The 25447-nt window shown below is 65.3% G+C and carries 23 protein-coding genes; 17 read left to right on the top strand and 6 right to left on the bottom strand.

Annotation, left to right across the window (positions count from 1 at the left end; translation table 11 throughout):
- Positions 1–88 precede the first annotated feature (88 nt).
- The 4 genes from rplO (at position 89) to gdhA (ending at position 4676) form a co-directional block, all read left to right on the top strand.
- Positions 89–643: a 50S ribosomal protein L15 gene (gene rplO / locus ASE22_RS19070; protein WP_056363451.1), complete on the top strand. Its 555-nt coding sequence runs from the start codon at positions 89–91 to the stop codon at positions 641–643.
- Positions 644–748: 105 nt separating this feature from the next.
- A complete protein-coding gene (gene secY / locus ASE22_RS19065) occupies positions 749–2116 on the top strand; it encodes a preprotein translocase subunit SecY (protein ID WP_056363449.1) in 1368 nt (455 codons plus the stop codon).
- Between the two features lie 31 nt (positions 2117–2147).
- Positions 2148–2795, top strand: a complete 648-nt coding sequence (locus ASE22_RS19060) for an adenylate kinase (protein WP_056363447.1) — start codon at positions 2148–2150, stop codon at positions 2793–2795.
- A gap of 519 nt (positions 2796–3314) precedes the next feature.
- Complete coding sequence (gene gdhA / locus ASE22_RS19055) at positions 3315–4676, top strand: NADP-specific glutamate dehydrogenase (protein WP_056363445.1); 1362 nt, start codon at positions 3315–3317, stop codon at positions 4674–4676.
- 39 nt (positions 4677–4715) lie between these two features.
- Here gdhA and ASE22_RS19050 read toward each other — a convergent pair whose 3' ends face one another.
- Complete coding sequence (locus ASE22_RS19050) at positions 4716–5864, bottom strand: acyltransferase family protein (protein ID WP_235538178.1); 1149 nt, start codon at positions 5862–5864, stop codon at positions 4716–4718.
- Positions 5851–6729, bottom strand: a complete 879-nt coding sequence (locus ASE22_RS19045; protein ID WP_056363444.1) for an NAD(P)-dependent oxidoreductase — start codon at positions 6727–6729, stop codon at positions 5851–5853. Before ASE22_RS19045 ends, ASE22_RS19050 begins: the two co-directional genes overlap by 14 nt.
- 298 nt (positions 6730–7027) lie before the next feature.
- Here ASE22_RS19045 and rpsM point away from each other — a divergent pair, with 298 nt between their 5' ends.
- From rpsM to ASE22_RS18990, 11 genes are all read left to right on the top strand, one after another.
- Positions 7028–7396, top strand: coding sequence for a 30S ribosomal protein S13 (gene rpsM, locus ASE22_RS19040; protein ID WP_056364116.1), 369 nt, complete (start codon positions 7028–7030; stop codon positions 7394–7396).
- A 62-nt stretch (positions 7397–7458) separates the two neighbouring features.
- On the top strand, positions 7459–7848 hold the full coding sequence (gene rpsK, locus ASE22_RS19035; protein WP_011952170.1) for a 30S ribosomal protein S11: 390 nt from the start codon (positions 7459–7461) through the stop codon (positions 7846–7848).
- 82 nt (positions 7849–7930) lie between these two features.
- Positions 7931–8992, top strand: coding sequence for a DNA-directed RNA polymerase subunit alpha (locus tag ASE22_RS19030; protein WP_056363442.1), 1062 nt, complete (start codon positions 7931–7933; stop codon positions 8990–8992).
- A gap of 147 nt (positions 8993–9139) precedes the next feature.
- On the top strand, positions 9140–9562 hold the full coding sequence (gene rplQ, locus ASE22_RS19025) for a 50S ribosomal protein L17 (RefSeq protein ID WP_056363440.1): 423 nt from the start codon (positions 9140–9142) through the stop codon (positions 9560–9562).
- 109 nt (positions 9563–9671) lie between these two features.
- The gene (locus tag ASE22_RS19020) at positions 9672–11810 is read left to right on the top strand and encodes a prolyl oligopeptidase family serine peptidase (protein ID WP_056363438.1); all 2139 of its coding nucleotides are present in this window, start codon (positions 9672–9674) and stop codon (positions 11808–11810) included.
- A gap of 30 nt (positions 11811–11840) precedes the next feature.
- Positions 11841–12518, top strand: coding sequence for a hypothetical protein (locus tag ASE22_RS19015; protein ID WP_056363436.1), 678 nt, complete (start codon positions 11841–11843; stop codon positions 12516–12518).
- Positions 12519–12627: 109 nt separating this feature from the next.
- A complete protein-coding gene (locus tag ASE22_RS19010; protein WP_056363434.1) occupies positions 12628–13101 on the top strand; it encodes a hypothetical protein in 474 nt (157 codons plus the stop codon).
- 105 nt (positions 13102–13206) lie between these two features.
- Complete coding sequence (gene guaA / locus ASE22_RS19005; protein WP_056363432.1) at positions 13207–14799, top strand: glutamine-hydrolyzing GMP synthase; 1593 nt, start codon at positions 13207–13209, stop codon at positions 14797–14799.
- A gap of 106 nt (positions 14800–14905) precedes the next feature.
- Positions 14906–15310 (top strand): DUF2946 family protein, encoded by a 405-nt coding sequence (locus tag ASE22_RS19000; RefSeq protein WP_235537372.1) that lies wholly within the window; start codon positions 14906–14908, stop codon positions 15308–15310.
- A 243-nt stretch (positions 15311–15553) separates the two neighbouring features.
- Positions 15554–16984, top strand: coding sequence for a PepSY-associated TM helix domain-containing protein (locus ASE22_RS18995; protein ID WP_235536290.1), 1431 nt, complete (start codon positions 15554–15556; stop codon positions 16982–16984).
- A gap of 279 nt (positions 16985–17263) precedes the next feature.
- Entirely contained in the window at positions 17264–19912 is a 2649-nt protein-coding gene (locus ASE22_RS18990) for an HAD-IC family P-type ATPase (protein WP_056364110.1), read from the top strand.
- A 63-nt stretch (positions 19913–19975) separates the two neighbouring features.
- Here the strand turns inward: ASE22_RS18990 and ASE22_RS18985 are convergent, their stop codons facing one another.
- Entirely contained in the window at positions 19976–20830 is an 855-nt protein-coding gene (locus ASE22_RS18985; RefSeq protein WP_156397146.1) for a hypothetical protein, read from the bottom strand.
- Between the two features lie 137 nt (positions 20831–20967).
- On the opposite strand from ASE22_RS18985, the gene ASE22_RS18980 reads away from it, so the two are divergent.
- Complete coding sequence (locus ASE22_RS18980) at positions 20968–22287, top strand: SLC13 family permease (RefSeq protein ID WP_056363428.1); 1320 nt, start codon at positions 20968–20970, stop codon at positions 22285–22287.
- A 5-nt stretch (positions 22288–22292) separates the two neighbouring features.
- On the opposite strand, the gene ASE22_RS18975 is transcribed toward ASE22_RS18980, so the two are convergent.
- The 3 genes from ASE22_RS18975 to ASE22_RS26305 all read right to left on the bottom strand — a co-directional run bounded on the left by ASE22_RS18975 (position 22293) and on the right by ASE22_RS26305 (position 24441).
- Entirely contained in the window at positions 22293–22631 is a 339-nt protein-coding gene (locus ASE22_RS18975; RefSeq protein WP_056363426.1) for a hypothetical protein, read from the bottom strand.
- 59 nt (positions 22632–22690) lie between these two features.
- The gene (locus ASE22_RS18970; protein ID WP_162248196.1) at positions 22691–23437 is read right to left on the bottom strand and encodes a transglutaminase-like cysteine peptidase; all 747 of its coding nucleotides are present in this window, start codon (positions 23435–23437) and stop codon (positions 22691–22693) included.
- Positions 23438–23799: 362 nt separating this feature from the next.
- Positions 23800–24441 carry a polysaccharide biosynthesis/export family protein gene (locus tag ASE22_RS26305; RefSeq protein WP_162248195.1) on the bottom strand — a complete coding sequence of 214 codons (642 nt, stop codon included), beginning with the start codon at positions 24439–24441 and terminating at the stop codon, positions 23800–23802.
- Between the two features lie 37 nt (positions 24442–24478).
- On the opposite strand from ASE22_RS26305, the gene ASE22_RS18960 reads away from it, so the two are divergent.
- Complete coding sequence (locus ASE22_RS18960) at positions 24479–25243, top strand: metallophosphoesterase family protein (RefSeq protein ID WP_056363416.1); 765 nt, start codon at positions 24479–24481, stop codon at positions 25241–25243.
- Positions 25244–25447 lie beyond the last annotated feature (204 nt).

Genomic DNA, 25447 nt, shown 5'->3' with positions numbered 1-25447 from the left:
GTCCCTCGGGGCTGGCCAAACGGATCGAAGGGGGCTAATGGCCCCCTTCCTCTATTCAGCGCGAACATAGCGAAAGCGAGTGCAGATCATGAAACTCAACGAAATCCGCGATAACAAGGGTGCCCGCAAGAGCCGCGTCCGCGTCGGCCGTGGTATCGGTTCGGGCCTGGGCAAGACCGCCGGCCGAGGCCAGAAGGGCCAGACGAGCCGCTCGGGCGTCTCGATCAACGGCTTCGAGGGCGGCCAGATGCCGCTCCACATGCGGATCCCGAAGCGCGGCTTCAACAATATCTTCGCCAAGGACTATGCCGAGGTGAACCTGGGCGCGATCCAGAAGCTGGTCGAGGCCGGCAAGCTCGACGCCAAGGGCGTGATCGATCATGCCGCGCTGAAGGCGGCCGGCGTCGCCCGTGGCGGCAAGGACGGCGTCCGCGTTCTCGGCAAGGGTGAGCTCTCCGCGAAGATCTCGCTGAAGGTCGCCGGCGTTTCCGCGGGTGCCAAGGCGGCGATCGAAAAGGCCGGCGGATCGGTCGAGGTGATCGAGGTCGTGGCCGCTGCGGACAAGGCCCAGGCCAAGCACCGCACCGTCCAGAAGGCCCGCGCTGCCGACAAGGAAGCGAAGAAGGCCGCGGCCAAAGCCTGAGCCGCCTCGCAATCGGGCTTAGACAAGCGCGACGCGAACACTATATGAGGCGGCGGCGGTACCCAAGAGGTTCGCCGCCGCTTTTATTTTCGGGGTCAGAAACGCATGGCATCCGCAGCCGAACAGATGGCCGCCAACGTCAATCTCAGCCAGTTCGCCAAGGCGACCGAGCTCAAGAAGCGCCTGTGGTTCACGCTGGGCGCGTTGATTATCTTCCGCCTGCTCAGCCATGTGCCGCTGCCGGGCCTCGATCCGCGCGCGCTCCAGTCGCTGTTCGATACGACGAAGGGCGGCGTGCTCGATTTCTTCAACGCCTTCTCGGGCGGCTCGCTGACGCGCATGTCGCTGATCGCGCTCGGGGTGATGCCCTACATCACCGCCTCGATCGTCGTGCAGCTGGCGACTTCGCTGTCGCCGACGCTCGCCGCGATCAAGAAGGAAGGCGAGAGCGGGCGCAAGAAGCTCAACCAGTATACCCGCTACGGCACCGTGCTGCTGACGGGCATCCAGGGCTATTTCATCGCGGTCGGCCTCGAGAGCTGGGGTGCGAGCGCGGGCATGGATGCGGTGGTCATCGATCCCTATCTCTTCCGCGCGACGACGGTGATCTCGCTGATCGGCGGCACCATGTTCCTGATGTGGCTGGGCGAGCAGATCACGAGCCGCGGCATCGGCAACGGCATCTCGCTGATCATCATGGCGGGTATCGTATCGCAGCTGCCGACGGCGCTGGCCAACCTGTTCGAAGGCGGCCGCACCGGATCGCTGTCGGCGGTGTTCATCATCGGCGCGGTGATCGGCGTCGTCGCCCTGGTGGCGGGCATCGTCTTCATGGAGCGTGCGCAGCGCCGCGTCCTGATCCAGTATCCCAAGCGCCAGACCGCGCGCGGCGTGATGCAGGCCGATAAGAGCCACCTGCCGCTCAAGATCAACACCGCCAACGTGATCCCGCCGATCTTCGCCTCGTCGCTGCTGCTGATGCCGCTGACCGTGAGCCAGTTCGCCGGCCAGCGGACCCAGGGCGAGAGCATGTGGGGCGACTTCATCATCGGGATGAACCAGTATCTGCACCACGGTACGCCGCTTTACATGGCGCTCTATGCCGCGGGCATCATCTTCTTCTGCTTCTTCTACACCGCCGTCGTCTTCAACCCGGAGGAGACCGCGGACAATCTGAAGCGCTATGGCGGATTCATTCCCGGCATCCGCCCGGGCAAGAATACCGCGGACTATCTCGATTATGTGTTGACCCGCATCACCGTGGTCGGGGCGGCCTATCTGACGTTCATCTGCCTTGTGCCCGAATATGTCACATCGCAATATGGCCTGGGCATCGCGCTTGGTGGTACGAGCCTGCTGATCGTCGTCAACGTGACGATCGACACCGTGACGCAGATCCAGAGCCATCTGCTCGCGCATCAATATGGCGACCTCATCAAGAAGGCCAAACTCAAGGGGGGAATGCGGAGGTGAATTTTCCGACGTTTACGCGGAGCGCCCGCTCGTGAACATCATATTGCTGGGACCGCCCGGCGCCGGCAAGGGAACGCAGGCGTCGAAGCTCGTCGCCGATCGCGGCATGGTGCAGCTTTCGACCGGGGACATGCTGCGCGCGGCGGTCAAGGCGGGAACGCCGATCGGCCTGAAGGCGAAGGCGGTGATGGATGCGGGCGAGCTCGTCTCGGACGAGATCGTCTCGGGCCTGATCGGCGAGAAGCTCGACAGCATGGCGCCGTCCGAAGGCGCGATCTTCGACGGCTATCCCCGCACCGAGGCGCAGGCCCGGTCGCTGGACGAGATCCTCGCGAGCCGCGGCCGCAGCCTCGACCATGTCATCGAGCTCGAAGTGGACGAGGACGCCCTCGTCGAGCGGATCACCGGCCGCTACACCTGCGCTAATTGCGGTGAAGGCTATCACGACAGCTTCAAACAGCCGAAGGTCGCCGGAATCTGCGACCGGTGCGGATCGACCGAGTTCAAGCGCCGTCCCGACGACAATGAGGAAACGGTGCGGACCCGGATGGCCGAATATCGTGCCAAGACCGCGCCGATCCTGCCGGTCTACGAGGCCCGAGGGCTGGTGCAGCGGGTCGACGGCATGGCCGACATGGACCTTGTCTCGGCGGCGATCGCCAAGATCCTCGACAGCTGAACGGCGTCCGCCGCCGCGTCCGGCACGGGCGGGTCGTTACGGCCCGGTGTTGAACCGCCTTGGCCTTTTTCCATATTTCGTGCATGGTCGCGCGGACATGGAACAACGACCGGTCAGGCGGAGACGGCGGCGGCGGCGGTCTGGAACCGTCCAGCGCGAGACCATTGCCTGGCTGACACTATTGGTCAGCCTCGTGAGGCGGGCCGCGCGCTGGGCCGGGCTTCTGCTCCTCGTCGCTGTAATCCTGGTCCTCGGTCTCGGCGCGCCGTTGACCCCCATCGACAAGATACTCAGTTTCTGGGGCCACTGGTAGCGTCGCGAGCGGCGCGTGGAGCCGCTCGACGACGCTTTTCCGGCAGTGTCGTTTCACCCCGATGTCAGGCTGCTGGTTTGGCCGAAACTCCTGCGCGAGCGTAAGGAAAAGTCCTTGCTCACATCCCGGAATCGCGGGATGCCTGTCGCCACGGATGCCGAGTCCCGCGATACCGGGGACGGGTCTGAGGAGCAGGGGAAAAATCTATGGCCGTTTCCGATCATGTGGATCTCGCGACGTTCGTCGAGGGGGTGAAGAAGCGCAATCCGGGTCAGCCTGAGTTCGCGCAGGCGGTGCAGGAAGTCGCCGAGGACATCTTCGATTTCATCGCCGACAAGGAGCAGTATCACAAATATCAGATCCTCCGCCGTATCGCGGAACCGGATCGGGTGATCAGCTTCCGGGTCTGCTGGGAAGACGACAAGGGTAATATCCGCGTCCAGCGTGGCTGGCGCGTCCAGAACAACAATTCGATCGGGCCGTACAAGGGCGGCATCCGCTTTCACCCGTCGGTGACCGAGAGCGTGCTCAAATTCCTGGCCTTCGAGCAGACCTTCAAGAACGCGCTCACCGGCCTGCCGATGGGCGGTGGCAAGGGCGGCTCCAACTTCAACCCGAAGGGCAAGAGCGCCAACGAGGTCATGCGCTTCTGCCAGAGCTTCATGAACGAGCTCTATCGCCATATCGGCGCGGACGTCGACGTCCCCGCCGGCGACATCGGCGTCGGTGGCCGCGAAATCGGCTACATGTTCGGCCAGTACAAGCGCCTGACCAACGAGTTCACCGGCGTGCTGACCGGCAAGGGTCTCGAATATGGCGGCTCGCTGATCCGTACCGAGGCGACAGGCTATGGCGCGGTCTATTTCCTGCACGAGATGCTCAAGACCAAGGGCAAGGACCTGGTCGGCCTCAACGCGGTCATCTCGGGTTCGGGCAACGTCGCGACGCATGCGGCCGAGAAGATCAACCAGCTCGGCGGCAAGGTGCTGACGCTGTCGGATTCGGAAGGCTTCATCTACGATCCGGAAGGCATCACCCAGGACAAGGTCAACTGGGTCAAGGACCTCAAGAATAAGCGCCGCGGCCGCATCTCCGAATATGTGCAGGAGTTCAAGGGCGCCGAGTTCCACGGCAACGGCGCGCGTCCCTGGGGCGTGCCCTGCGACGTGGCGGTCCCCTGCGCGACACAGAACGAGCTGAACGAGGAGGAGGCCAAGACGCTGGTCAAGAACGGCGTGATCGCGGTGTCGGAAGGCGCCAACATGCCGACCACGCTCGAAGGCACCCATGTCTTCAAGAAGGCGCAGATCCTGTTCGCGCCGGGCAAGGCCGCCAATGCCGGCGGCGTCGCGGTGTCCGGCCTCGAGATGAGCCAGAACTCGGCGCGTATCTCGTGGAAGGAAGAAGAGCTGCAGCGCTTGCTCGTCGACATCATGCAGGGCATCCATTCGCGCTGCGTCGAATATGGCGGCGTCGCCGGCAGCGATCATATCGACTATGTGCGCGGCGCAAACATCGCCGGCTTCAAGAAGGTGGCCGACGCGATGCTCGCCTATGGCGTCGTCTGATCGTCATATCCTGATCGGTTGAAGACAGGAGGCGTCCGCTCAGGGAAGAGCGGGCGCCTCCTTCCTTTCGGGCCGATGCTCGGCGGGTTTCCGGCCATGATCGAGGAAATTGCGCTCGACCAGCCACCAGCTTGCCACGCCGGCCGCCAGCGCCAGCGCCATCGAGGCGAGGACGAACAGGGGGAAGGGTAGGTCGGTGGTCGCAACCAGCATCTGCTGGATCACGAAGGCATAGAGATAGGTGCCGTAGGAGAAGTCGCCGTAGCGCGCGGCACCGCTAAGGTCGATGCCGGGATGGAAGGCGAACCAGAACACCAGATAGGCCAAGGCCGGAGGCGCCAGCACATGCGCCGCGACGATCCCCGTGGGTCCCCGGCCGCCAAGGTGGAAAGCCAGCATCGCAGCGGCCAGGCCCACGACCAGCAGGGCCGTCGAGCGCGGTATATGGTCGCGGTGCAGATAGGCGATCATCCCGGCCAGGAAATTGGGCAGCACCTGGAACCAGAGATAGGGCCAGCCGATGACGTCGTAGACCAGTCTCGGCCCGCCCGGCTTGCGGCCGGTGAGATCGAGCCAGCACCAGATCGCCACCACCACGACGTAGAGAAGCGGTACCGTCCAACGCCGCATCGACAGCGCCAGAATGCCGAGCAGCGCGACGCCGACATAGCAGAGCGCCTCGAACTTGATGCTCCACAGCGCACCGTTGACCGCGGGAATCGGATTGGCCGCGAACAGGTGGGGCAGGGGAAAGTGATTGGCGAGCAGCAGATTGGCACCGAGCGTGCGGAACGCCTCGGCGATCGTCGGCACGAAGCCCGGCGGTGCGAACAGCGGCGTGACCACGAAGGCGCAGACCGAGGTCGCGACCAGATAGCCCGGATAGATGCGCCTGATCCGCTTCACCGCATAGCTGGCAAGCGACGAGGCGCGCTCATGGCTGTGCGCGATCAGGAAGCCGCTGACGATGAAGAAGACCCAGACGCCGATATTGCCGGCATTATAATGGCCGTTGGTGGCGATCGAGACGGGCTCGGCCGCCTCGTCGCCGAGGCGGAGCGCATAGCTGTGCGAGAAGACGACGAGCAGCGCCATGGCGAGCCGGATCGCGTCGAAATTGTTGCGGTAGAAGCGGGCGCGGTCGGATGGGACCAGCGGCTGTCGCGCCATCCGCTCAGAGGCCCGCATTCTTGGCGACGGTCAGCCCGATCCCCGACCAGTCGATATCCTCGCCTTCCTTGGCGATGGTTTCGACCAGGCGATCGCGCAACAGGCTGAGCAGCGGCATCGGCACCCGGCTGTCCTCCGCCGCGGCGCCGACCAGCCGCATGTCCTTCAGGCCCAACGCTGCCGGAAAGCCCGCCGGGTGGAAGCGTCGCTCGGCGAGCATCGGCCCGTAATTGCGATAGGCGAGCGCATCGAACAGCGTGTTCGTCATCACTTCCAGCAGCGTTGTCCCGCCGGCGCCGCCCTTTTCCGCCAGCGTCATCGCCTCCGCCATCGCCTCGACCGCAGCCATCAGCATGAAATTGCCGCACAGCTTGATCAGGTTGGCCGCCGGCGGATCGTCGCCGACGCGGAACAGCTTGTGGCCGATCGCCCGCAACAGCGGCTCGGCACGATCGATGTCGGCGGCGTCCCCGGCCGCGACGACCGACAGCTTTCCGGCGGCGGCCGCATCGGGGCGGCCGAACACCGGAGCGGACAGGAAATGCTGGCCCCGGGCGACATGGCGGTCGCGCACCGCCTCGGCGGTCGCGACCGCGATCGTGCTCATCGATATGTGGAGCGCCCCCGGCCGAAGGCCGGCGAGCAGCCCGTCCTCGCCGTCGAGCACGGCGTCCAGCGCGCGATCGTCGGCGAGAATCGAGAGAACGATGTCGCACCCGCTGGCCAGCGCGCAGGGCGAATCGGCCAGTGTCGCACCCGCGGCGACCAGCGGCGCGGCCTTGTCCGCGGAACGGTTCCATAGCGTCAGATCGAAACCGGCCTTCAGGATGTTGGCGGCGATCGCGGCCCCCATCTGCCCGAGCCCGACGAAACCGATGTGCATGCCCGTTCCTCCCCGTTCCGCCTACCGCTATAGGCTGCACGGTCCGCCGCTCCAAGGCGATGTACGTCTTGATCGCTCCGTCCGATCGGGCCTATTGCGCCGGTCGCTCCACGCTTGACAGGCGCTTGACAGTCAGGGTCGCGCCTATTAGTGACGCCCGTTCCCATGCCGCTCCGCCCGGTGCCGCTTCGTGCGCGTGCCGTGCTTCTTGCGTGGTGGGAGGCGGCCCCGGTCCGACGGGGTGAGCGTCGAGATGGGGCGGCATGCCAACCGCCCCGTGGAGCAGGAGAATAGCACAGTGGCACGTATTGCGGGTGTCAATATCCCGACCAACAAGCGCGTCGAAATCGCGTTGACCTACATTCACGGCATTGGCCCGGCCAAGGCCAAGGAAATCACCACCAAGCTGGGCATCGAGCCGCAGCGCCGCGTCCAGGACCTGAGCGATCAGGAAGTCCTGCAGATCCGCGAAGCGATCGATGCCGGCTACACCGTGGAAGGCGATCTTCGCCGCCAGGTGGCGATGAACATCAAGCGCCTGATGGACCTGGCCTGCTATCGCGGCCTGCGCCATCGCAAGGGCTTGCCGGTCCGTGGCCAGCGCACGCACACCAATGCGCGCACCCGCAAGGGCAAGGCCAAGCCGATCGCTGGTAAGAAGAAGTAATGGGCTTGAGCGCCGGGCCCAACGGCTCCGGCGTTCGCTCCTTCATGTAGGAAACGGATAAGATGGCACGTGAACCTCAGCGCATTCGCCGTCGCGAGCGCAAGAACATCACCGCCGGCGTCGCGCATGTGAACGCCAGCTTCAACAACACGATGATCACGATCACCGATGCGCAGGGCAATGCGATTGCCTGGTCGTCGGCTGGCATGATGGGCTTCAAGGGCAGCCGCAAGTCGACTCCCTATGCCGCCCAGGTCGCCGCCGAGGACGCCGGCAAGAAGGCCGCCGAGCACGGTGTCCGCACGCTCGAGGTCGAGGTCAAGGGTCCCGGGTCGGGCCGCGAGTCGGCCCTGCGCGCCCTGCAGGCGGTCGGTTTCCACATCACGTCGATCCGTGACGTGACGCCGATCCCGCATAACGGCGTTCGTCCGTCCAAGCGCCGCCGCGTCTGATCCGGCTTGGGGGCTTCGGCCCCCGCTCTCCGTTTTTCCGGCAGGTTGCCTCCCGCGCCTGCCATACCCCAAGGGGAACACAGTGGCTGTCAACGCAAAGAACTGGCAGGAACTCAAGAAGCCGAACGGCCTCGAAAAGAAGTCGGGCGGCGACGGCAAGCGCAAGGCGACCTTCGTTGCCGAGCCGCTGGAGCGCGGCTTCGGCCTGACGCTCGGCAACTCGCTGCGCCGCGTGCTGCTGTCCTCGCTGCAGGGCGCCGCCGTCACGTCGATCAAGATCGAGAATGTGCTTCACGAGTTCTCGAGCCTCGCAGGCGTCCGCGAGGACGTCACCGATATCGTTCTCAACGTCAAGCAGATCGCGCTGCGCATGCAGGGCGACGGACCGCGCCGGCTCCAGCTGTCGGCGACCGGCCCGGCCGAAGTCACCGCGGGCATGATCGCGGCTTCGGGCGACATCGAGGTCATGAACACCGACCTGGTGATCTGCCACCTCGACGATGGCGCGACGCTGAACATGGAACTGACCGCCGATGTCGGCAAGGGCTATGTCACCGCCGCGGCCAACCGCCCGGTCGACGCCCCGATCGGCCTGATCCCGGTGGATGCGCTCTACTCGCCGGTTCGTCAGGTCGCCTACAAGGTCGAGAACACCCGCGTCGGGCAGGAGCTCGACTATGACAAGCTGACCCTGACGATCGAGACCGACGGCACCGTGACGCCGGAAGACGCGCTCGCCTATTCGGCACGCATCCTGCAGGATCAACTCCAGCTCTTCGTCCACTTCGACGACGGCATGGCGATCTCGGCGCCGGCCTCGGGCGGCGCGGCCGCCGCCGGCGGCGCGGGCGAGCCGGAAGGCGATGCCAACCAGCTCAACCGCTACCTCCTCAAGAAGGTCGACGAGCTCGAGCTTTCGGTCCGTTCGGCCAACTGCCTCAAGAACGACAACATCATCTACATCGGCGACCTGGTCCAGAAGACCGAGGCCGAGATGCTGCGCACGCCGAACTTCGGCCGCAAGTCGCTCAACGAGATCAAGGAAGTCCTCGCTTCGATGGGTCTGCGCCTGGGGATGGAAATCCCGGGCTGGCCGCCGGAGAACATCGAGGAAATGGCCAAGAAGCTCGAACAGGAATTCTGATCCTGTTTTGCCCTCTCTCGCTTTCGCGGGAGAGGGCGGAACCCGCCGTCAGGCGGGATAGAAGCAGAAAGGGAAAGGGCGGCGCCCTCGACTGCCGCCTGGCTTGGGGTACCTTGAACGGCCCCCTGACAAACGAAGGAAAACACCATGCGCCATCGCGTCGGCGGTCGTAAGCTTCAGCGGACCGCTTCCCATCGGGCCGCCCTGTTCCGCAATCAGTCGGCGGCGCTCGTCAAGCACGAGCAGATCCTGACCACGCTCGCCAAGGCGAAGGAGCTTCGCCCCTATGTCGAGAAGCTGATCACGCTGGCCAAGAAGGGCGGTCTCGCCAATCGCCGTCTCGCCCATGCGCGCCTCCAGGACGATACCCAGCTGAAGAAGCTGTTCGAGGTGCTGGCCGAGCGTTATGCCTCGCGCAACGGCGGCTACACCCGCATCGTCAAGGCCGGCATCCGCGCGTCGGACGCAGCTTCGATGGCGATCATCGAGTTCGTCGACCGTGACGTCTCGGCCAAGGGCCAGGATTCGGGTCCGGTCGCGAGCGACGAGGACGAGGCCGAAGCGGCCTGATCCGTCCTCCGCTCCATTGCGGAGTGGATGGACTCCCGCAAGTCGTTGCAAAGAGAGCCGCGGGCGTTACGCTCGCGGCTCTTTTCGTGTCCGGAGGGGATCTGCGTTGATGTCGTCGATGGTGTTGCGTGCCGCCACAGCCTGTCTTCTCTCGATGAGCACCACCGTGCCCTTGTTCGCCGAAGGTCCCAAATTGCAAGCCTACCCCGAAACCCGCCGCGACGGCCTCGTCGAGGATCAGTTCGGCGAGGCGATCGCAGATCCCTATCGCTGGCTGGAGAATGACGTTCGCGAGGACGGTGAGGTCGCGAAGTGGGTCGATGCGGAAAACAAGGTCACCGAGACCTATCTCGCGGCACTTCCCAGCCGGGACGCGATCCGCAAGCGCTTGGAGACGCTGTGGAATTACGAGCGCTACGGGGTGCCCCGGAAGCGCGGCGGCCGCTATTTCTACACCTATAACAGCGGCCTGCAGAACCAGTCGGTGCTGCTGGTCCGCGACGGGCTCGACGGCAAGCAGCGCGAGCTGCTCGATCCGAACCGTTGGGCCAGGGACGGAGCGACCGCGCTCGACGAATGGCGCCCGTCGAACAATGGCGACCTGCTGCTCTATTCGATCCAGGACGGCGGCAGCGACTGGCGCACGCTGCGCGTCATCGACGTCGCGACGGGCAAGGCGCTGGACGACGAGATCAAATGGGTGAAGTTCTCGGATCTCGCCTGGGATGGCGACGGCCGGGGCTTCTATTATTCGCGTTTCCCCGCCCCCAAGAACGGCGAGGCCTTCCAGCAGCTCAACCTCAACCACCAGGTTTATTATCACAGGATCGGGACGCCGCAGTCCGAGGACAGGCTGCTCTACGCGACGCCTGGCCGGCCGCGGCTGAACCACAGCCTGGAGACGACCCAGGACGGCCGCTATGCGCTGGTCACGTCGAGCGAAGGCACCGACGAGCGCTACGAGCTGACCCTGTTCGATCTGGCGGAACCCAATGCCAGGCCGCGCAAGCTGGTCACCGGTTTCACCAACGAATGGGCACTGGCGGGCAGCGTCGGCAGCAAGCTCTATTTCCGCACCAACCTGAAGGCGCCACGCCAGCGGGTGGTGGTGCTCGACGCGGCGGAGAAGAAGCCGAAGCCGGTCGAGATCATCCCCCAGACCGCCGACACGCTGGTCGGCGTCTCGTTGGTCGGGAGCCGGCTGATTCTCGCCTATCTGGGCGATGCCAAGACCGAGGCGCAGCTGTTCGAGCTTACCGGCCAGCTGGTCGGTCCGATCAACCTGCCCGATATCGGAACCGGGGCGGGCTTCGGCGGGCGCACCGGCGATCCCGAAACTTTCTTCAGCTTCTCCAGCTTCGCGACGCCCTCGACCATCTACCGCTACAACAGCGCGACCCGGAAAATGGAGGAGTTCATCAAGCCGGAGCTCTCCTTCGACCCGGCCGACTATATCGTCGACCAGCAATTCTATCGGTCGAAGGATGGCACCGAGATTCCCATGTTCGTCGCGCGCAAGAAGTCGACCGGGCCGGGCGCGCCGGCCTTGCTCTACGGCTATGGCGGCTTCAACATCTCGATGACGCCGGGCTTCTCACCCGCGATCCTCGACTGGATGGAGATGGGTGGCGTCTACGCCGTCGCCAATCTTCGCGGCGGCGGCGAATATGGCAAGGTCTGGCACGATGCCGGCCGCCTCGCGCGCAAGCAGAACGTGTTCGACGATTTCATCTCGGCCGGCGAATATCTGATTTCCAGCGGGATCAGCGCCAAGGGGCGCCTGGCGGCGATGGGCCGGTCGAACGGCGGCCTGCTGATCGGCGCGGTGGTCAACCAGCGGCCGGACCTGTTCGCCGCCGCCAATCCGGCGGTGGGCGTGATGGACATGCTGCGCTTCAACCGTTTCACCGCCGGGCGCTACTGGGTCGACGATTATGGCGATCCGGGCAAGGAAGCCGATTTCCGGGTGCTGCGCGCCTATTCGCCCTATCACAACATCAGGGCGGGCAGCGATTATCCGGCGATCATGGTGACGACCGCCGATACCGACGACCGCGTCGTGCCTGGGCACAGCTTCAAATATGCCGCCGCTTTGCAGGCGGCGCAGATCGGGGCCAAGCCGCACCTGATCCGCATCGAGACCCGCGCCGGTCACGGGTCGGGCAAGCCGACCGATAAGATCATCGACGAATATGCCGATCTCTGGGCCTTCATGGGCTATTGGACGGGGATGGCGCTGGCGAAGTGAGGGCAGGGGATGGCGAAGGGGGGCGGTTCTATGCGGTTCATCGGATTGATCCTGCTGTCGCTGGCGGCGGCCACGCCGGTCGCCGCTTCGGTTTATAAGGATTTCGTCGGGGTCTGGGACGCCCGGGATGCGACCTATCGGACGGAGCGCGAGGCGCTCGACGCCCGCGCCAAGTCCGCCGCGACGCGCGCGGTCGAGGCGCTGGTGATGAGCGCGCCCGAGGCGCCCGAGGATCTGGTGGTGGCGCTGGCCGACGCCTGGTCGCTGTCCGAGCTGGTCGGCCGGGGACAGACATTGTGGGCCCTGCGCGAGCATATGGCGGCTCGTCCCTCGGCCGCGCTTTCGGAGGCGTGGATGCAGGGCAAGGTCGATGAGCTGCGCCGCCGCCAGGCGGAGGCCAACATGATCGAGCGGCAGATCGACATCCTCAAGGGGCGCGACACGGTCAGCGTCCAGCATTGGATCGCGGCGCTCGAGCAACTGTCGATGATGCGCGGGAATATTTCCGGGGCGGCCGCCGAACTGGCCCTGATCGACCAGAATCTCAGGAGCTACTACAGGGCGCAGTCGCAGGAGCCGAGCGGTCTGGCGGTGACGCTCTGGGCGGGCGCCCTCGATGCCCTGCGGTCCGCGACGCGGCGGAGCCAGGACGATTTCCAGGACTGGAGCGCGACCTGCGCCCGCACGGGAAGCTGCGTCCGGCAATGAAGCCGGCCGGCGGCCATGACGGGGTGCCGATTATTCAGCTCACCGCAATCTGCTGGCGGTTAATCGCTATCTCCATCATCGTAGGCGTAGCATCTTTCGGGGCATCGACATGATCAAGGCACTCATCGGTTCGGCGGCGGCACTGGCTCTGGTGGCTGGAGCGGCGGCTCCCGCGGCGGCACGGCCCTATTGGGGCGGGCACCATCATCGTGGCGGCGGTGGCGACACCTTCGGCAACATCCTGCTCGGCGCGATCATCGGCGGCGGCGCGATCGCGATCGCCTCTTCGGCCAGCAAGAACAAAGCCGAGCAGATCCCCTCGCGACGCGGCGACGACCAGCGCGACGACCTCCGCGAGTCGGGCGAGGACGCCCGCCAGGTCGCCTCGATCTGCACCGACGCGGTCGAGAACATGGCGCGCGGCCCGGTTTCCTCGGTCGACTCGGTCGGCCGCGACGGCCCCGATGGCTGGCGGGTCGACGGCGTCGTCCGTGGCGAGCGCGGCGACAAGCATTTCTTCTGCGCGGTCCGCGAGGGCCAGATCGAGACGGTCGACTTGGGCGATCGGATGGCGGCACGCTGATTCCGGCCTGCGGGTTACGGTGAAAAGGCCCGTCCCTGGATCGGGGGCGGGCTTTTTCATGCCCTTTCTCTGGACAGTCGCGCCGCCGGCCATTATCGGCTCGGCATGACAGCCCAGCTTCCCGCCGCCGCCCCGAAGCCCAGCCAGCCGCAGGAATCGATCCTGATCGTCGACTTCGGCAGTCAGGTCACCCAGCTCATCGCCCGAAGGGTCCGCGAAGCGGGGGTCTATAGCGAGATCGCGCCGTTCAACGCGGCCGACGAGGCGTTCGACCGACTCGATCCCAAGGGCATCATCCTGTCGGGCGGCCCGGCCTCGGTCGCCGACATGGGGTCTCCCCGCGCGCCGCAGCGTTTCTTCGAGGCGGGGGTGCCGATCCTCGGCATCTGCTACGGCCAGCAGACGATGTGCCAGCAACTCGGCGGATCGGTGACGCCCAGCCATGACAGTCGCGAGTTCGGCCGCGCCTTCATCGAGATCAAGAGCCGCTCGGCGCTGTTCGACGGTCTGTGGAAGGAAGGCGAGCACCACCAGGTGTGGATGAGCCACGGCGACAAGGTCGATGCGCTGCCGTCGGGCTTCGCGCCGGTCGCGGTGTCGGAGGGCGCGCCCTATGCCGTCACCTCGGACGAGAAGCGCCGCTTCTACGGCGTCCAGTTCCACCCCGAGGTCATCCACACCCCCGACGGCGGCAAACTGATCGCCAATTTCGCGCGGCATGTCTGCGGTCTCGCCGGCGACTGGACGATGGCCGAGTTCCGCGCGACCAAGATCGCGGAGATCCGCGAGCAGGTCGGCGACGGCAAGGTGATCTGCGGCCTGTCCGGCGGCGTCGACAGCGCGGTCGCGGCGGTCCTGATACACGAGGCGATCGGCGACCAGCTCACCTGCGTCTTCGTCGACCACGGCCTGATGCGGATGGGGGAGGCCGACCAGGTCGTCAGCCTGTTCCGCGAGCATTACGGCATCCCGCTCGTCCATGTGAACGCCGAGACGTTGTTCCTCAACGGCCTCAAGGGCGTCACCGATCCCGAGGCCAAGCGCAAGTTCATCGGCAAGACCTTCATCGAAGTGTTCGAGGCCGAGGCGAAGAAGGTCGGCGGCGCCGACTTCCTGGCGCAGGGCACGCTCTATCCCGACGTGATCGAGAGCGTCAGCTTCACCGGCGGCCCGTCGGTGACGATCAAGAGCCACCACAATGTCGGCGGCCTGCCCGAGCGGATGAACATGAAGCTCGTCGAGCCGCTGCGCGAGCTGTTCAAGGACGAAGTCCGCGCGCTAGGCCGCGAGCTTGGCCTGCCCGAGATCTTCGTCGGCCGCCACCCCTTCCCGGGGCCCGGCCTCGCGATCCGTATCCCGGGCGAGGTGACCAAGGAGCGCTGCGATATCCTGCGCAAGGCCGACGCCGTCTATCTCGACGAGATCCGCCGCGCCGGCCTCTACGACGCGATCTGGCAGGCCTTCGCGGTGCTGCTGCCGGTACGAACCGTTGGCGTCATGGGCGATGGGCGCACCTACGACTCGGTCTGCGCGCTCCGCGCCGTCACCTCGACCGACGGCATGACTGCCGACGTCTACCCGTTCGATGCCGCTTTCCTCAGCCGGGTCGCGACCCGCATCGTCAACGAGGTGCAAGGTATCAACCGGGTGACCTACGACTATACGTCGAAGCCGCCGGGCACGATCGAGTGGGAATGAGCGCCGCGTAGTCGGGTGTCGTCGGCCGACGGGCGTTCCGTCCCATGGCCGGCCGGCAACCCAGTTCTCGCATGACAAGGCGTCGCTCACCGCTTACACGCGACGCGTGCATCTCCTCCGCCGCTTAACCACGAACCACCGCGTGCTTGCCGGCGCGCTGTTGGCGCTGGCGGTGATGATGAGGATGTTCGTGCCCGCCGGCTTCATGCCGACCTTCGACCATGGCCGGATCGTCGTCAGCCTCTGCTCGGGCAGCGGCCCCATGACGATGGTGACGACGACGCCGGGTCTCGAGCATGGCAAGCCGGGTGAAAGCCAGCACGGCGGAACCGAACAGCCATGCGCGTTTTCCGGCTTGTCCGCGCCATCGCTGGCTGCTGCCGATCCGGTCCTGCTCGCGATCGCGATCCTGTTCGTCATGGCGCTCGCGTCGCGTCCGACGGTGCCGTCCGGCGTTGGGCAGCGACCCCATCTTCGACCGCCGCTCCGGGGTCCTCCCGCCACCAACTGACATATCCGTCGCATGACCGGCCGTTGCTTGCCCGCGCCTCTGCGGAGGGCCGGCGCTTCGTGGACATGCGGTTTGTCTCGAGACTGCGCGGCGCGCGTTCGACGCCGGCGCAAGGCGCCCGAAAGATGCAATTCCGATGAAGACTTCGTTTATCGCCGTTACGGCGGGCCTGCCCGTCCCACCCGCATCCGCGCAGCTTGCGCGCCTCGTGAGCGCACCCCTCCATGCTCGGGCGACATTGTCGTGACCTCGAAGCCCGATGCGCAGCTGTGTGCCGCCCCGATCGACGGCAGTGGGCGGTGCGATCATCCGGTTGGAACGGCGGCGCGCTCGGCTGGTCCCGAAGGCGCGGCGCTCTACCGCACGATCTGGCGCTGGCATTTCTATGCGGGCCTGTTCGTGCTGCCGTTCGTCCTGATCCTGTCCGTGACCGGCGCAATCTATCTGTTCAGGCCGCAGATCGACCGCTGGGAGGAGCGCGCATGGCGCGGTCTCGGGACAGAAGGCACCGTGTCGCCCGACGCCCAGCTCACCGCCGTGCTCGCTGCGAATCCGGGGCTTCGTTTCAACAGCTATCGGCTGCCCGAACATCCGGGTGACGCCGCAGCGGTCGGGTTGCTCCTGCCCGGCGGCGCCAAGCGCGACGTGTTCGTCTCGCCACAAGGCGAGGTGCTCGGGGCGCTCGATCCCGACGCCCGGATCTCCGCGACCGTCGCACGCATCCACGGCTCGTTGCTGCTCGGTCGTACCGGCGACTGGCTGGTCGAGCTGGCGGCAAGCTGGACCATCGTGATGATCCTGACCGGCCTTTACCTGTGGTGGCCGCGTCCGTTCCGGTTCGCCGGTACATTCTGGCCGCGCCTTTCCTTGCGCGGCCGGCCCCTGCTCAGGGATATTCACCGTGTCACCGGATTCTGGATCGCCGGGCTGCTGCTCGTCATGCTCGCAAGTGGCCTGCCCTGGGGCGGTGTCTGGGGTAGCGCGTTTGCATGGGCGCGGACCGAACTTGGCCTCGTCAAGGGACCGCAAGACTGGAAGATCGGCGCAGGCGGCGGCCATGCCGGCCACGATCATGGAGCGATGGCAATGCCGATGGCGGCATCGCCGGCGTCGGCGGGATTGCCGCTGTCCACGTTCGTCCGGAAAGCAGAGGCAGAGCATCTTGCGTTTCCGGCCCTGGTGCTGCCGCCCCATGCGGTTCAGCGGTTCGGGCCGCCGACCCGTAATGTCTGGACGGCAAAGTCCGAAGCGCAGAACCGCTGGCTCGACCGGCAGGTGACCTACGAACCCGTCAGCGCCGTTGAAACCGGCCGCCGCGGATTCGGCGATCAGCACATCGTCGATCGCATCGTGAACACCGGGGTCGCGTGGCATGAAGGGCAATTGTTCGGCTGGGTCAACCAGCTCATCGGCGTCCTCACCGCGCTCGCGCTGATCGGCATCAGCATCCTCGGCATTGTGATGTGGCTGAAACGGCGGCCGCAAGGGCGGCTGGGCGCACCTCCGGCGATCGCCGTGGCAGGTAAAGGATGGTTGATCGCGAGTCTGGTCGTCCTGGCGATGTTGCTGCCGCTGTTCGGCGTTTCGCTGATCGCCTTGCTGATCGTCGACGGCCTTGTCCGTCGGTTCGTCGCCACGCCCCACACTCCCGGCGCGCTGGGCGGCCCGTCATGATACCCGCGCCGACCATCTTATCGGCGGGGTGCCGCCCGCCTGTTACAGCGTTCGGACGTCTCGCCGACTGTGCATGCGCAGACAGCAGGGAACGAGATCTCGGGTCTTTTTGACGTTACGTAGGTTCCCCGAGAGACCGCAGGGCAGATGGCGTCGACTATGGCCGTCAACTGAAACGAGCAGCCCGGACGTCTGCATCTAAGTCATCGCAGCTTGGCGCGGCATGTTGTAGCGGGAACAGGATAAGTGCGGCTGGGCGACGATCTCGCATGGCATGCCATGCAAGCGGACGAGGCGCTGGCGAACCTCGACAGCCGCCGCGCCGGTCTCGACCAGCAAGAGGCGCGCCAACGGAAGGCTCGGTTCGGGCCGAACAGCCTGCCGTCACCGCCGCCGCCAAATCCCCTTTTCCGTCTGCTGGCGCAGTTCAACAGCGCGCTGATCTATTTCCTTCTCGCTTCTGCCGCCGCCGCGCTGATGCTGGGGCATATGGTCGACGCGGTGGTCGTGTTGTTCGTGGTGTTGATCAACGCGCTTGTCGGGTTCGTCCAGGAGGGCAAGGCCGAACGGGCGCTCGGTGCGATCCGCGATCTCATAGCGCCGCATGCGACGGTGCTGCGTGACGGCGCGCGCCAGACGGTGGCGGCGTCCGACCTCGTACCGGGCGACGTAGTGCTGCTGGAGGCCGGCGATCGGGTTCCGGCGGATGTGCGCATCGTGCGCGCCCACGGACTGACCATCGACGAGGCATTGCTGACCGGCGAGTCGGTCGCGGCGGACAAGCAGGAGGCTGCGGTCGCTGTCGAAAGCGCGCTGGGCGAACGCCGTTCCATGGCCTTCTCGGGGACGCTTGTGGCGGGCGGGCAGGCGACGGGCGTGGTCACGGCCACAGGGAGTCGGACGCAGATCGGGCACATCAGCGGACTCGTGCAATCGGTCGAAGAGGTGACGACGCCGCTTCTCCGGCAGATCAACAGCTTCGCACGGCGATTCACGGCACTGGTGCTGGCGGGGGCAGCACTGCTGTTCATTTTCGCCGTGGTGATCCGAAACTATGACTGGTCCGATGCGCTCATCGCGGTCGTGGCCCTTGCCGTCGGAGCCATTCCCGAAGGCCTGCCCGCCGTCATCACTATTACCCTCGCCATCGGCGTCCAGCGGATGGCGGCGCGCAAGGCGGTAATCCGCAAGCTGCCGGCGGTGGAGACGCTGGGGGCCACGTCGGTGATCTGTACCGACAAGACCGGCACGCTGACGCGCAATGAGATGACCGCGCGCCGGATCGTCGTCGCCGGACACGAGATTCGCGTCTCGGGATCGGGCTATGGGCCGGAGGGGGCGCTGACGGCCGAAAACCATGACGACGATATCGCGGCGGTGGCTACCGCTTCCCCCATCATCCGCGCCGCGCTGCTGTGCAACGACGCCCGTCTGCGCCAGGCGAAAGCGGGCTGGATCGTTGAAGGCGATCCCATGGAGGGAGCGCTTGTCGCGCTCGCAATGAAGGCCGGTTTCAACCCCGACCATGTGCGCGACGAATGGGTCCGTCTCGATGAAATCCCGTTCGACGCCATGCATCGCTTCATGGCGACGCTGCATCGGGCGCCCGATGTCGGTGGCGTGATCATGATCAAGGGCGCCCCGGAAGCCGTGTTGGACATGATCCCGGCCGGCGACCGCGCAGGCTGGGCGGCGAGCGCCGCCACGGCGGCCGCGGCGGGCGAACGCGTCCTCGGCTTCGGGATGAAAAGACTGGCCGCTCCGCAGGACGATCTGTCCTTCGACGATCTTGGAGAGGGGGTGGAGTTTCTCGGTCTGATCGGCTTCATCGACCCGCCTCGGGAGGAGGCGCTCGCAGCCGTCGCGCAATGCCGGTCGGCCGGCATCGCGGTCAAGATGGTCACCGGCGATCACGTTGCCACGGCACTCGCGATCGCGCGTCAACTCGACTTGGCCGACGATCCCAAGGCAATGACGGGCGCCGAGCTCGACGCGGTTTCCGACGACGATCTGGCGATCGCCATAGCCGATATTTCGGTCTTTGCGCGCACAAGCCCCGAACATAAGCTGCGCATCATCCAGGCTCTCCAGAAGGGTGGTGCGATTGTCGCGATGACCGGTGACGGCGTGAACGATGCGCCCGCGCTCAAGCAGGCGGATGTCGGGACGGCAATGGGCCTCAAGGGAACTGAGGCTGCCCGCGAGGCGGCGCACATGGTTCTCCTCGACGACAATTTCGCCTCGATCGTCGCTGCCGTCCGGGAAGGGCGCACCGTCCATGACAATATCCGCAAGGTCATCGCCCTGACTCTGCCTACCGATGGTGGCGAGATGCTGGTCATCGTCCTTGCCATCGTGCTGGGCTTCGCGTTGCCGATGACGGCGACCCAGATCCTGTGGATCAACCTGGTCACGGCGGTCACGCTCGGGCTCGTGCTGGCGTTCGAACCCGCGGAGCCGGGCGTCATGTGCCGGCCGCCGCGCGCCGCCGACGCGCCGCTGCTGTCCCCCTTCCTGCTCTGGCGGATCGTCCTCCTGTCGCTACTCTTCACGGCCATGTCGCTGGGCATCTTCTTCCATGCATTGGACAGCGGGCGCGGGATCGAGACGGGGCGCACCATGGTGGTCAACATGGTCGCGGCGGCCGAGGTCTTCTATATGTTCAGCGTGCGCTATCTTCACATGCGCTCGCTGACCTGGCGCGGGGCGCTGGGGACGCCCGCCGTGCTTTGGGCGGTCGGCGGGGTCGTCGCCTCCCAGCTTCTGTTCACCTACGCGCCGTTCATGAACGACATTTTCGAGACCCGGCCGCTTACCATGGCGGACGGGCTTCTGATCATCGGAATAGCCGTTGGCCTGCTGCTCCTCCTCGAACTGGAAAAGCTGCTGATGCGGCGCCTGGGATGGTTTGCGGAAGTGAGGCCCTGACAGCGTTTGCGGGATCACCGGCGTGGATCTCCAATCCCGTCTCGAGCCGGCCGAAATCCTGGGTCAGCGCCACTCGGTGAGGGTTTTGGCTTGCGCGTCCTCGAAGGCCACCTGCGTGAACTCGACATTGATCACGCATATCGGGTGTTCGGCGGGCACCTCATTGCGGCAATGGATCGGCTGGCCGTCGGCGAAGGCGACGATGCGGCCGTTGAGCCGCAGGCGGAAATCACTCGGCAGGGCTTCGGCCTCCTGCCGCATCGTAAAGGCATAGGGGCGCTTGCCTCGCCGCAGATTTCTCGGTGTTTCCGGCAGGAAAAACTGCGCCAGCGCCACGGTCTGGCGGACGGAAACATCGGTCGGGTCCGAAACGCCGCCCGCACCGTCGCGAACGGGGCAAGCTTCCGATACCGTCCACGGTCGCGGTATCCAGAAACCCTCGACAGCTTCGAAAGCGGTGTCTCCGGCAAGCTTACGTACCCAGTTCTCCGCGTCCCATCGTTCGGGATGCGCAATCAGCTTCAGGGCTTTGGTCTTCGGGTCATAGGTCCAGCCGGCCCAAAAAATTTCGCCTTCCGAGATCGGCCCATCACAGCCAAACGGCAGGCGTAGCGTGAAAGCGCGACCCACCAGCTCGGCATTCTGCGGAGGGGGCGGGCTGCCGGAGGCCGTCGCATCCGCGGCCGCGGAAACGGCCGCCAGCAGGCCGGCCCGGTCGATCGGGCCGCTGCTGATCGGCGCTTCGGGGAGGGGCGTGGTCTCGACCTCGGCCGGCGCAACTGTCGCCTGTTGCATGGGAACGGCCGGGGCCACGCTTCGACGGCCCACATAGAAACCCGCCGTCGCCGCAATGACAATGCCGAGCATCCCGGCGGCTACCCAGACAGGGCTCCACGTTCGATCGGCGGCGCGTTCCATCGAGTCATCCTAGCAGAGACGGCCTTCATATGAACCCCGGCGCGGCCGGGGAGGGCACCGCCCCGTGTCGGGCCCGTGCCGTCGTAAAATGAGGTCGCGGTCTGCGGGGCGAAGGCTAATATGCTAGGCACACCTCCATGCCCCTCGACCAGATCATCACATTGCTCGTTCTCGTCGGCGTTATAGCCGCGCTCGTCCTCGACAAGGCGCGCGCCGATGTGGTCGCGCTCGCCGGGGCGGCGCTGCTCCTCATTTCCGGCGCGGTTCGACCCAGCGAGGTCCAGGGCGCGTTCGGAAGCCCCGCCATCGTTACCCTGGCGTCGCTGTTCGTGATCGCGCACGCCATGGAGCTTTCCGGCCTGCTCGATCTGCTGATCCGTAAGGCGGTGGCGCTGTGCCGGCGGATCGGTTCGGCCGGCCTGTGGATTCTCATCGGACTGTGCGGCATGGCGTCGGGCGTCCTCAACAACACACCGATCGTCGTTCTGGCGGCTCCCGTGGTCCGGGACGTAGCGACGTCGCTCCAACTGTCGCCGAAGCGCTATCTCATGCCCTTGTCCTATGTCGCGGTGCTCGGCGGCACCTGCACGCTCATCGGCACCTCGACCAATCTCCTGGTGGACGACATGGCCCGCTCGTCGGGCCAACCCGCCTTCGGCCTGTTCGAGATCACCCCGGTCGGGCTCGCCGTGGCCATAGCTGGCGGGCTCTATCTCCTGCTATTTTCCGGTCGCTTGCTGAATAGGGTACCGGATCGGTCGCCCGTCCGGCATGTTCTCGACGAACGCCATGCCGTTTCGCACGTCGACCTGGCGGGCGATGCGATCGGCGACGTGGAGGATTTCGCCGAGTACAGGCCGCTGTCGGCGGTCAAGGCCGCCGTCGCAACGACTGTCTTCGTCGCAGTCATCGTGATCGCGGCGCTCGGTTTCGCGCCGATCGCCGCGTCCGCCTTCGCTGGTGCGGTCCTGCTCATCCTGCTCCGCGTGATCGGGCCAGACGAAGCCTATGGCGGGCTTCGTCCGCACATATTGCTCCTCATTGCCGGCATGGTCGTCATCGGCATCGCGCTCGAGCAAACCGGGCTGGCGGCCACCGCCACCGACCGGCTTGTCGGATCGGTCCAGGCATTTGGCCCGCTGATGGCGCTCATTCTGCTGTACGGCGCGACGCTTCTGCTGACCGAACTTCTGTCGAACGCCACCGTCGCGGTCCTGGTCACGCCGATCGCGGTGGCGCTTGCCGAAAGCCTGAGCGTGAGTCCGCGACCCTTCCTCGTCGCGATCATGATGGCCGGCAGCGCCGCTTTCGCGACCCCGTTCGGGTATCAGACGAATGTCCTCGTCTATCAGATGGGTGGCTACCGCTATCTCGATTTCATGAGGGTTGGTCTTCCACTAAACCTGCTGACCTGGGCGGTCGCGATCGTCGCGATCCACTGGTTCTTTCCGTTCTGAAGGCATTACAGGCGCGGCCGGCGGATTCCGCGCGGGTATCGGGCCATTGCGAAAATAATGGTCGGCCAGAAAATCGTGTTCAGGATGTCGCTGCCCGTATCGGGCATCCATCGCCCATGATTGAGCCGGTCGAGCAGCTCGTTGAGGGCTTCGGCGAGATATATGCAGGCGAGCGGAACCGGCGAAGCGAATGATCGGCGGAAGATCAGGCGGGAGAGAACGAAGATCGCCATTCCCGCATGGACGTGCAGAAGAGTGTCCAATAATCCCGTGGTTTCGCCCACGGACATGATCAAGCGACCATAGGCTCCGCTCAGATCCAGCAGGCGCTCCAAAAGCGGCATGCTGCCTTGCTGGCGGCAAATGCCGACGGGGTCAACAAGCCGGTTGCCCTGCCGGCCTTCTACAGGCTCCGTGCGGTCCGAGCGTCGCTTCTGGCCGCAATCGTCGGCGCCTGGTCGACCTTCACCCAGTCGCGACCGTTCGACGACTGGCGGATGACGAACCGGTATCCGCTGGCGGCCAGCTGGTCCCAAGTCATGATAGCGGCTTTGCGATTATCGACCACCAGGGTCTCGCGACGGCCGTTTCGACTGACCTCGACCGTCAGTACCGAGTGGATCTCGTTCGTCTCGGTAAAGACGGTAGCCAGACGCAGCGTGCTCGCGGGCCAGCCGAGGTTCAGTAGTCTTTGTCGTGCGGCAAGGGCTATGTCCTCGCAATCCCCGGCGGTCGTTGCCGGGGTCCAGAATTCATTGACGTGAAACTGCTGCGCGTCCGCCACATAGCGAATCTTCAGGATCTGGGCCTGGGTACCCCGCAACTGGCTCCAGCTCTGCGTATCGAGCGGCATCGCCTGGCAGGAGGGGTCGGAGGGGCTGCGTTTGCAGAAGTCCAGCCATCCGACCGGCGCAGGGACCACGGCTCCATCGCCAAGCCGGGTTCCGACCGGTATCGTCGCCTGGCAGGCCGCCAACGCGATCAGGGGCGCGCACGCGACCAGTCTCCGGGTGGCGGGCGCGACGCGGCGGTCGGTCCTGCCCCGCCAATTGCGCGGCGACAGCTTATGGACGACCGCTGCAAATCCTGTCCGGACCGTCGGCGGCTTCAGGCGAAGATCTTCGCCATTGTCGGGGGGAGGAACTGACACGCAACAACTCCTGCTCGGTATCCTACGCTTCGCGAGCAATCGACGGCGCTCATTGGAGGCGTGTGCTTCTCCTAGGGCCTAGCGATTAAGAAAAAGTATAGAGCGAGCTTCCTCATTGGACGTCATCGTCAAGTTTCGCGATGATCTCCGCCCGCGCTCGACTGCCGCAACCGACCTTGAGGCGCGCGCTTCGGCTGGGCATTGCTTCAGCCCATTTGATTGCGGTGCGTGCTAACCGACGGAAGCGCCATGTAACAGGCGTGAACCTGAGCGTCGTTAAGGACGCGTCATCATCCGCCGCAGCGGCATGGCCCGACGACGATGCCTACCGGATACGGATCTCGTTCCGGTACTACGGCCGCTCAGAAGAAGCGTTCGTTGATCTGAATGACATCCCCGGGCAGCAGCAGGGTATCTTGATCCACGGGTATTCGCTTGCTGGGATCGTTCGCGCGGATGAGTTCGATCTTGCTCTGCTTCGCGCGGTAGGTGAAGCCGCCGGCGAGGGCGATCGCCTTCAGGACGGTGATCCCGGCGACATAGGGATAGCTTCCAGGCGTGTTGACTTCGCCCATCACATAGAAAGGCCGGTAGTTCATGACGTCGATCGCGACGCGCGGATTGAGCAGATATCCGTCGCGGAGCTTGGCCTCGATTGCCGCGGTCAGCTCCGGGAGCGTCTTGGCGGCGGCGGGGATCGTTCCCAGGAGCTTCAGGGAGAGGTTGCCCGAGCTGTCGATCTCATACTCGCCGGTCACCTCCTCCTCGTTGGACACCGTGATGCGCAACTTATCGCCGGCGCCCAAATGATAGGCCTGGTTGGCTACGGGGGCTACGGGGGGCGAACCGGCCGTGGAGGCCGCAATCGGCGGCAATTGCGCCGCGCCGGAAGCCGCCGCCATACAGCCTGCACAAAGCCACGCGGTCAATCGAACAAAAACGCTTTTCCTTAACATGACCGACCCCGCTATGAAGGTGCGATCGTAGTGGGCGGCGTTGGCCATTTCAATGTGAAGAATTGCAGTGCGCAGTCTGTTTAACATGGCGGGGCTATGGCGAGGCAGGCCGCGCCCGGAGCCGGTCTTCCGAATCCCCGAGGATCTGCGGGTATATGCGGTGGGAGACGTCCATGGCTGCCTTGAATCGCTCGAGAAGCTCGAGGCGCTGATCGCTCGCTCGGCGGCCGGTTTTCGGGGGACCACGAACATAGTCTTTCTGGGGGACTATGTGGACCGCGGGCCCGATGTATCCGGCGTGATCGAGCACCTGAAAAGCGGGCGGTTCGCCGGCCACCCGGCATTCTTCCTCGTCGGCAATCACGAAGACATCCTGCTGCGGATATTCGAGGAACCGGCACTCATGCCCGCGTGGCTGCGCTGGGGGGGCATGGCGACATTGGCAAGCTATGGCGTGGGGCTTCCGCGAGGAGTCGGCCCCGACGAGCGGAATCGGATTTTGTCGGCTGCGCTGTACGAGGCGATTCCCCCGGCCCATCTGGAGTTTCTTCAGAATCTGCAGCTGACTATAAGTATTGGCGATTATCTGTTCGTTCACGCGGGCATTCGGCCGGGGCGACCCATGGCCAGGCAAAGCCGCAACGACATGCTGATGATCAGGGAGCCCTTCCTGAGCAGCCGCCGGCCACTTCCGGTGCGGGTCGTTCATGGCCATAGCGTGTCGTTCGAGCCCGAGATCCTGCCCTGCCGGATAGGCGTAGATACCGGCGCGTTCGCGACTGGCAATCTCAGCTGCGTGATGCTGGAAGGGGACCGCGCGGAAATTTTTTCGTCCGGTTCGATGCGATGAACGTGGATTTTGCACGAATTCCGCGGTGGGCCGACCGTTATGGCCTGGCTAACTGCCTGGAACATGGTCATCTTCCAGTTCGGTCAGATCTTGCGACCGTGTAGTTCAAGATTAATATTCTCTCGCATCGAAGACTCGCGCTCTAATTTATCCTTTCTTGCTTACCTTCTCGTCTTCGCGTATTCGTCCGTTTCTCGGTAATGC

Source organism: Sphingomonas sp. Root720 (genome assembly GCF_001428605.1).
In the GTDB taxonomy this organism is placed as follows: Bacteria; Pseudomonadota; Alphaproteobacteria; order Sphingomonadales; family Sphingomonadaceae; genus Rhizorhabdus.
Note: the sequence above shows the minus strand (reverse complement) of the source record. Positions and strands in the feature narration are given on the sequence as shown.

Excerpts from the sequence above, each read along its gene's own strand:
- ASE22_RS18980 (WP_056363428.1), top strand. The coding sequence starts at position 20,968 with ATGCCCCTCGACCAGATCATCACATTGCTCGTTCTCGTCGGCGTTATA.
- ASE22_RS18990 (WP_056364110.1), top strand. The coding sequence starts at position 17,264 with ATGCAAGCGGACGAGGCGCTGGCGAACCTCGACAGCCGCCGCGCCGGT.
- ASE22_RS19010 (WP_056363434.1), top strand. The coding sequence starts at position 12,628 with ATGATCAAGGCACTCATCGGTTCGGCGGCGGCACTGGCTCTGGTGGCT.
- ASE22_RS18985 (WP_156397146.1), bottom strand. The coding sequence starts at position 20,830 with ATGGAACGCGCCGCCGATCGAACGTGGAGCCCTGTCTGGGTAGCCGCC.
- ASE22_RS19020 (WP_056363438.1), top strand. The coding sequence starts at position 9,672 with ATGTCGTCGATGGTGTTGCGTGCCGCCACAGCCTGTCTTCTCTCGATG.
- ASE22_RS19015 (WP_056363436.1), top strand. The coding sequence starts at position 11,841 with ATGCGGTTCATCGGATTGATCCTGCTGTCGCTGGCGGCGGCCACGCCG.
- ASE22_RS19045 (WP_056363444.1), bottom strand. The coding sequence starts at position 6,729 with ATGCACATCGGTTTCGTCGGGCTCGGGCAGATGGGGGCCGCGATCGCC.
- rplO (WP_056363451.1), top strand. The coding sequence starts at position 89 with ATGAAACTCAACGAAATCCGCGATAACAAGGGTGCCCGCAAGAGCCGC.
- rplQ (WP_056363440.1), top strand. The coding sequence starts at position 9,140 with ATGCGCCATCGCGTCGGCGGTCGTAAGCTTCAGCGGACCGCTTCCCAT.
- rpsK (WP_011952170.1), top strand. The coding sequence starts at position 7,459 with ATGGCACGTGAACCTCAGCGCATTCGCCGTCGCGAGCGCAAGAACATC.
- ASE22_RS26305 (WP_162248195.1), bottom strand. The coding sequence starts at position 24,441 with ATGGCCAACGCCGCCCACTACGATCGCACCTTCATAGCGGGGTCGGTC.
- ASE22_RS18960 (WP_056363416.1), top strand. The coding sequence starts at position 24,479 with ATGGCGGGGCTATGGCGAGGCAGGCCGCGCCCGGAGCCGGTCTTCCGA.
- gdhA (WP_056363445.1), top strand. The coding sequence starts at position 3,315 with ATGGCCGTTTCCGATCATGTGGATCTCGCGACGTTCGTCGAGGGGGTG.
- secY (WP_056363449.1), top strand. The coding sequence starts at position 749 with ATGGCATCCGCAGCCGAACAGATGGCCGCCAACGTCAATCTCAGCCAG.
- ASE22_RS18975 (WP_056363426.1), bottom strand. The coding sequence starts at position 22,631 with ATGCCGCTTTTGGAGCGCCTGCTGGATCTGAGCGGAGCCTATGGTCGC.
- guaA (WP_056363432.1), top strand. The coding sequence starts at position 13,207 with ATGACAGCCCAGCTTCCCGCCGCCGCCCCGAAGCCCAGCCAGCCGCAG.
- ASE22_RS19050 (WP_235538178.1), bottom strand. The coding sequence starts at position 5,864 with ATGCGGGCCTCTGAGCGGATGGCGCGACAGCCGCTGGTCCCATCCGAC.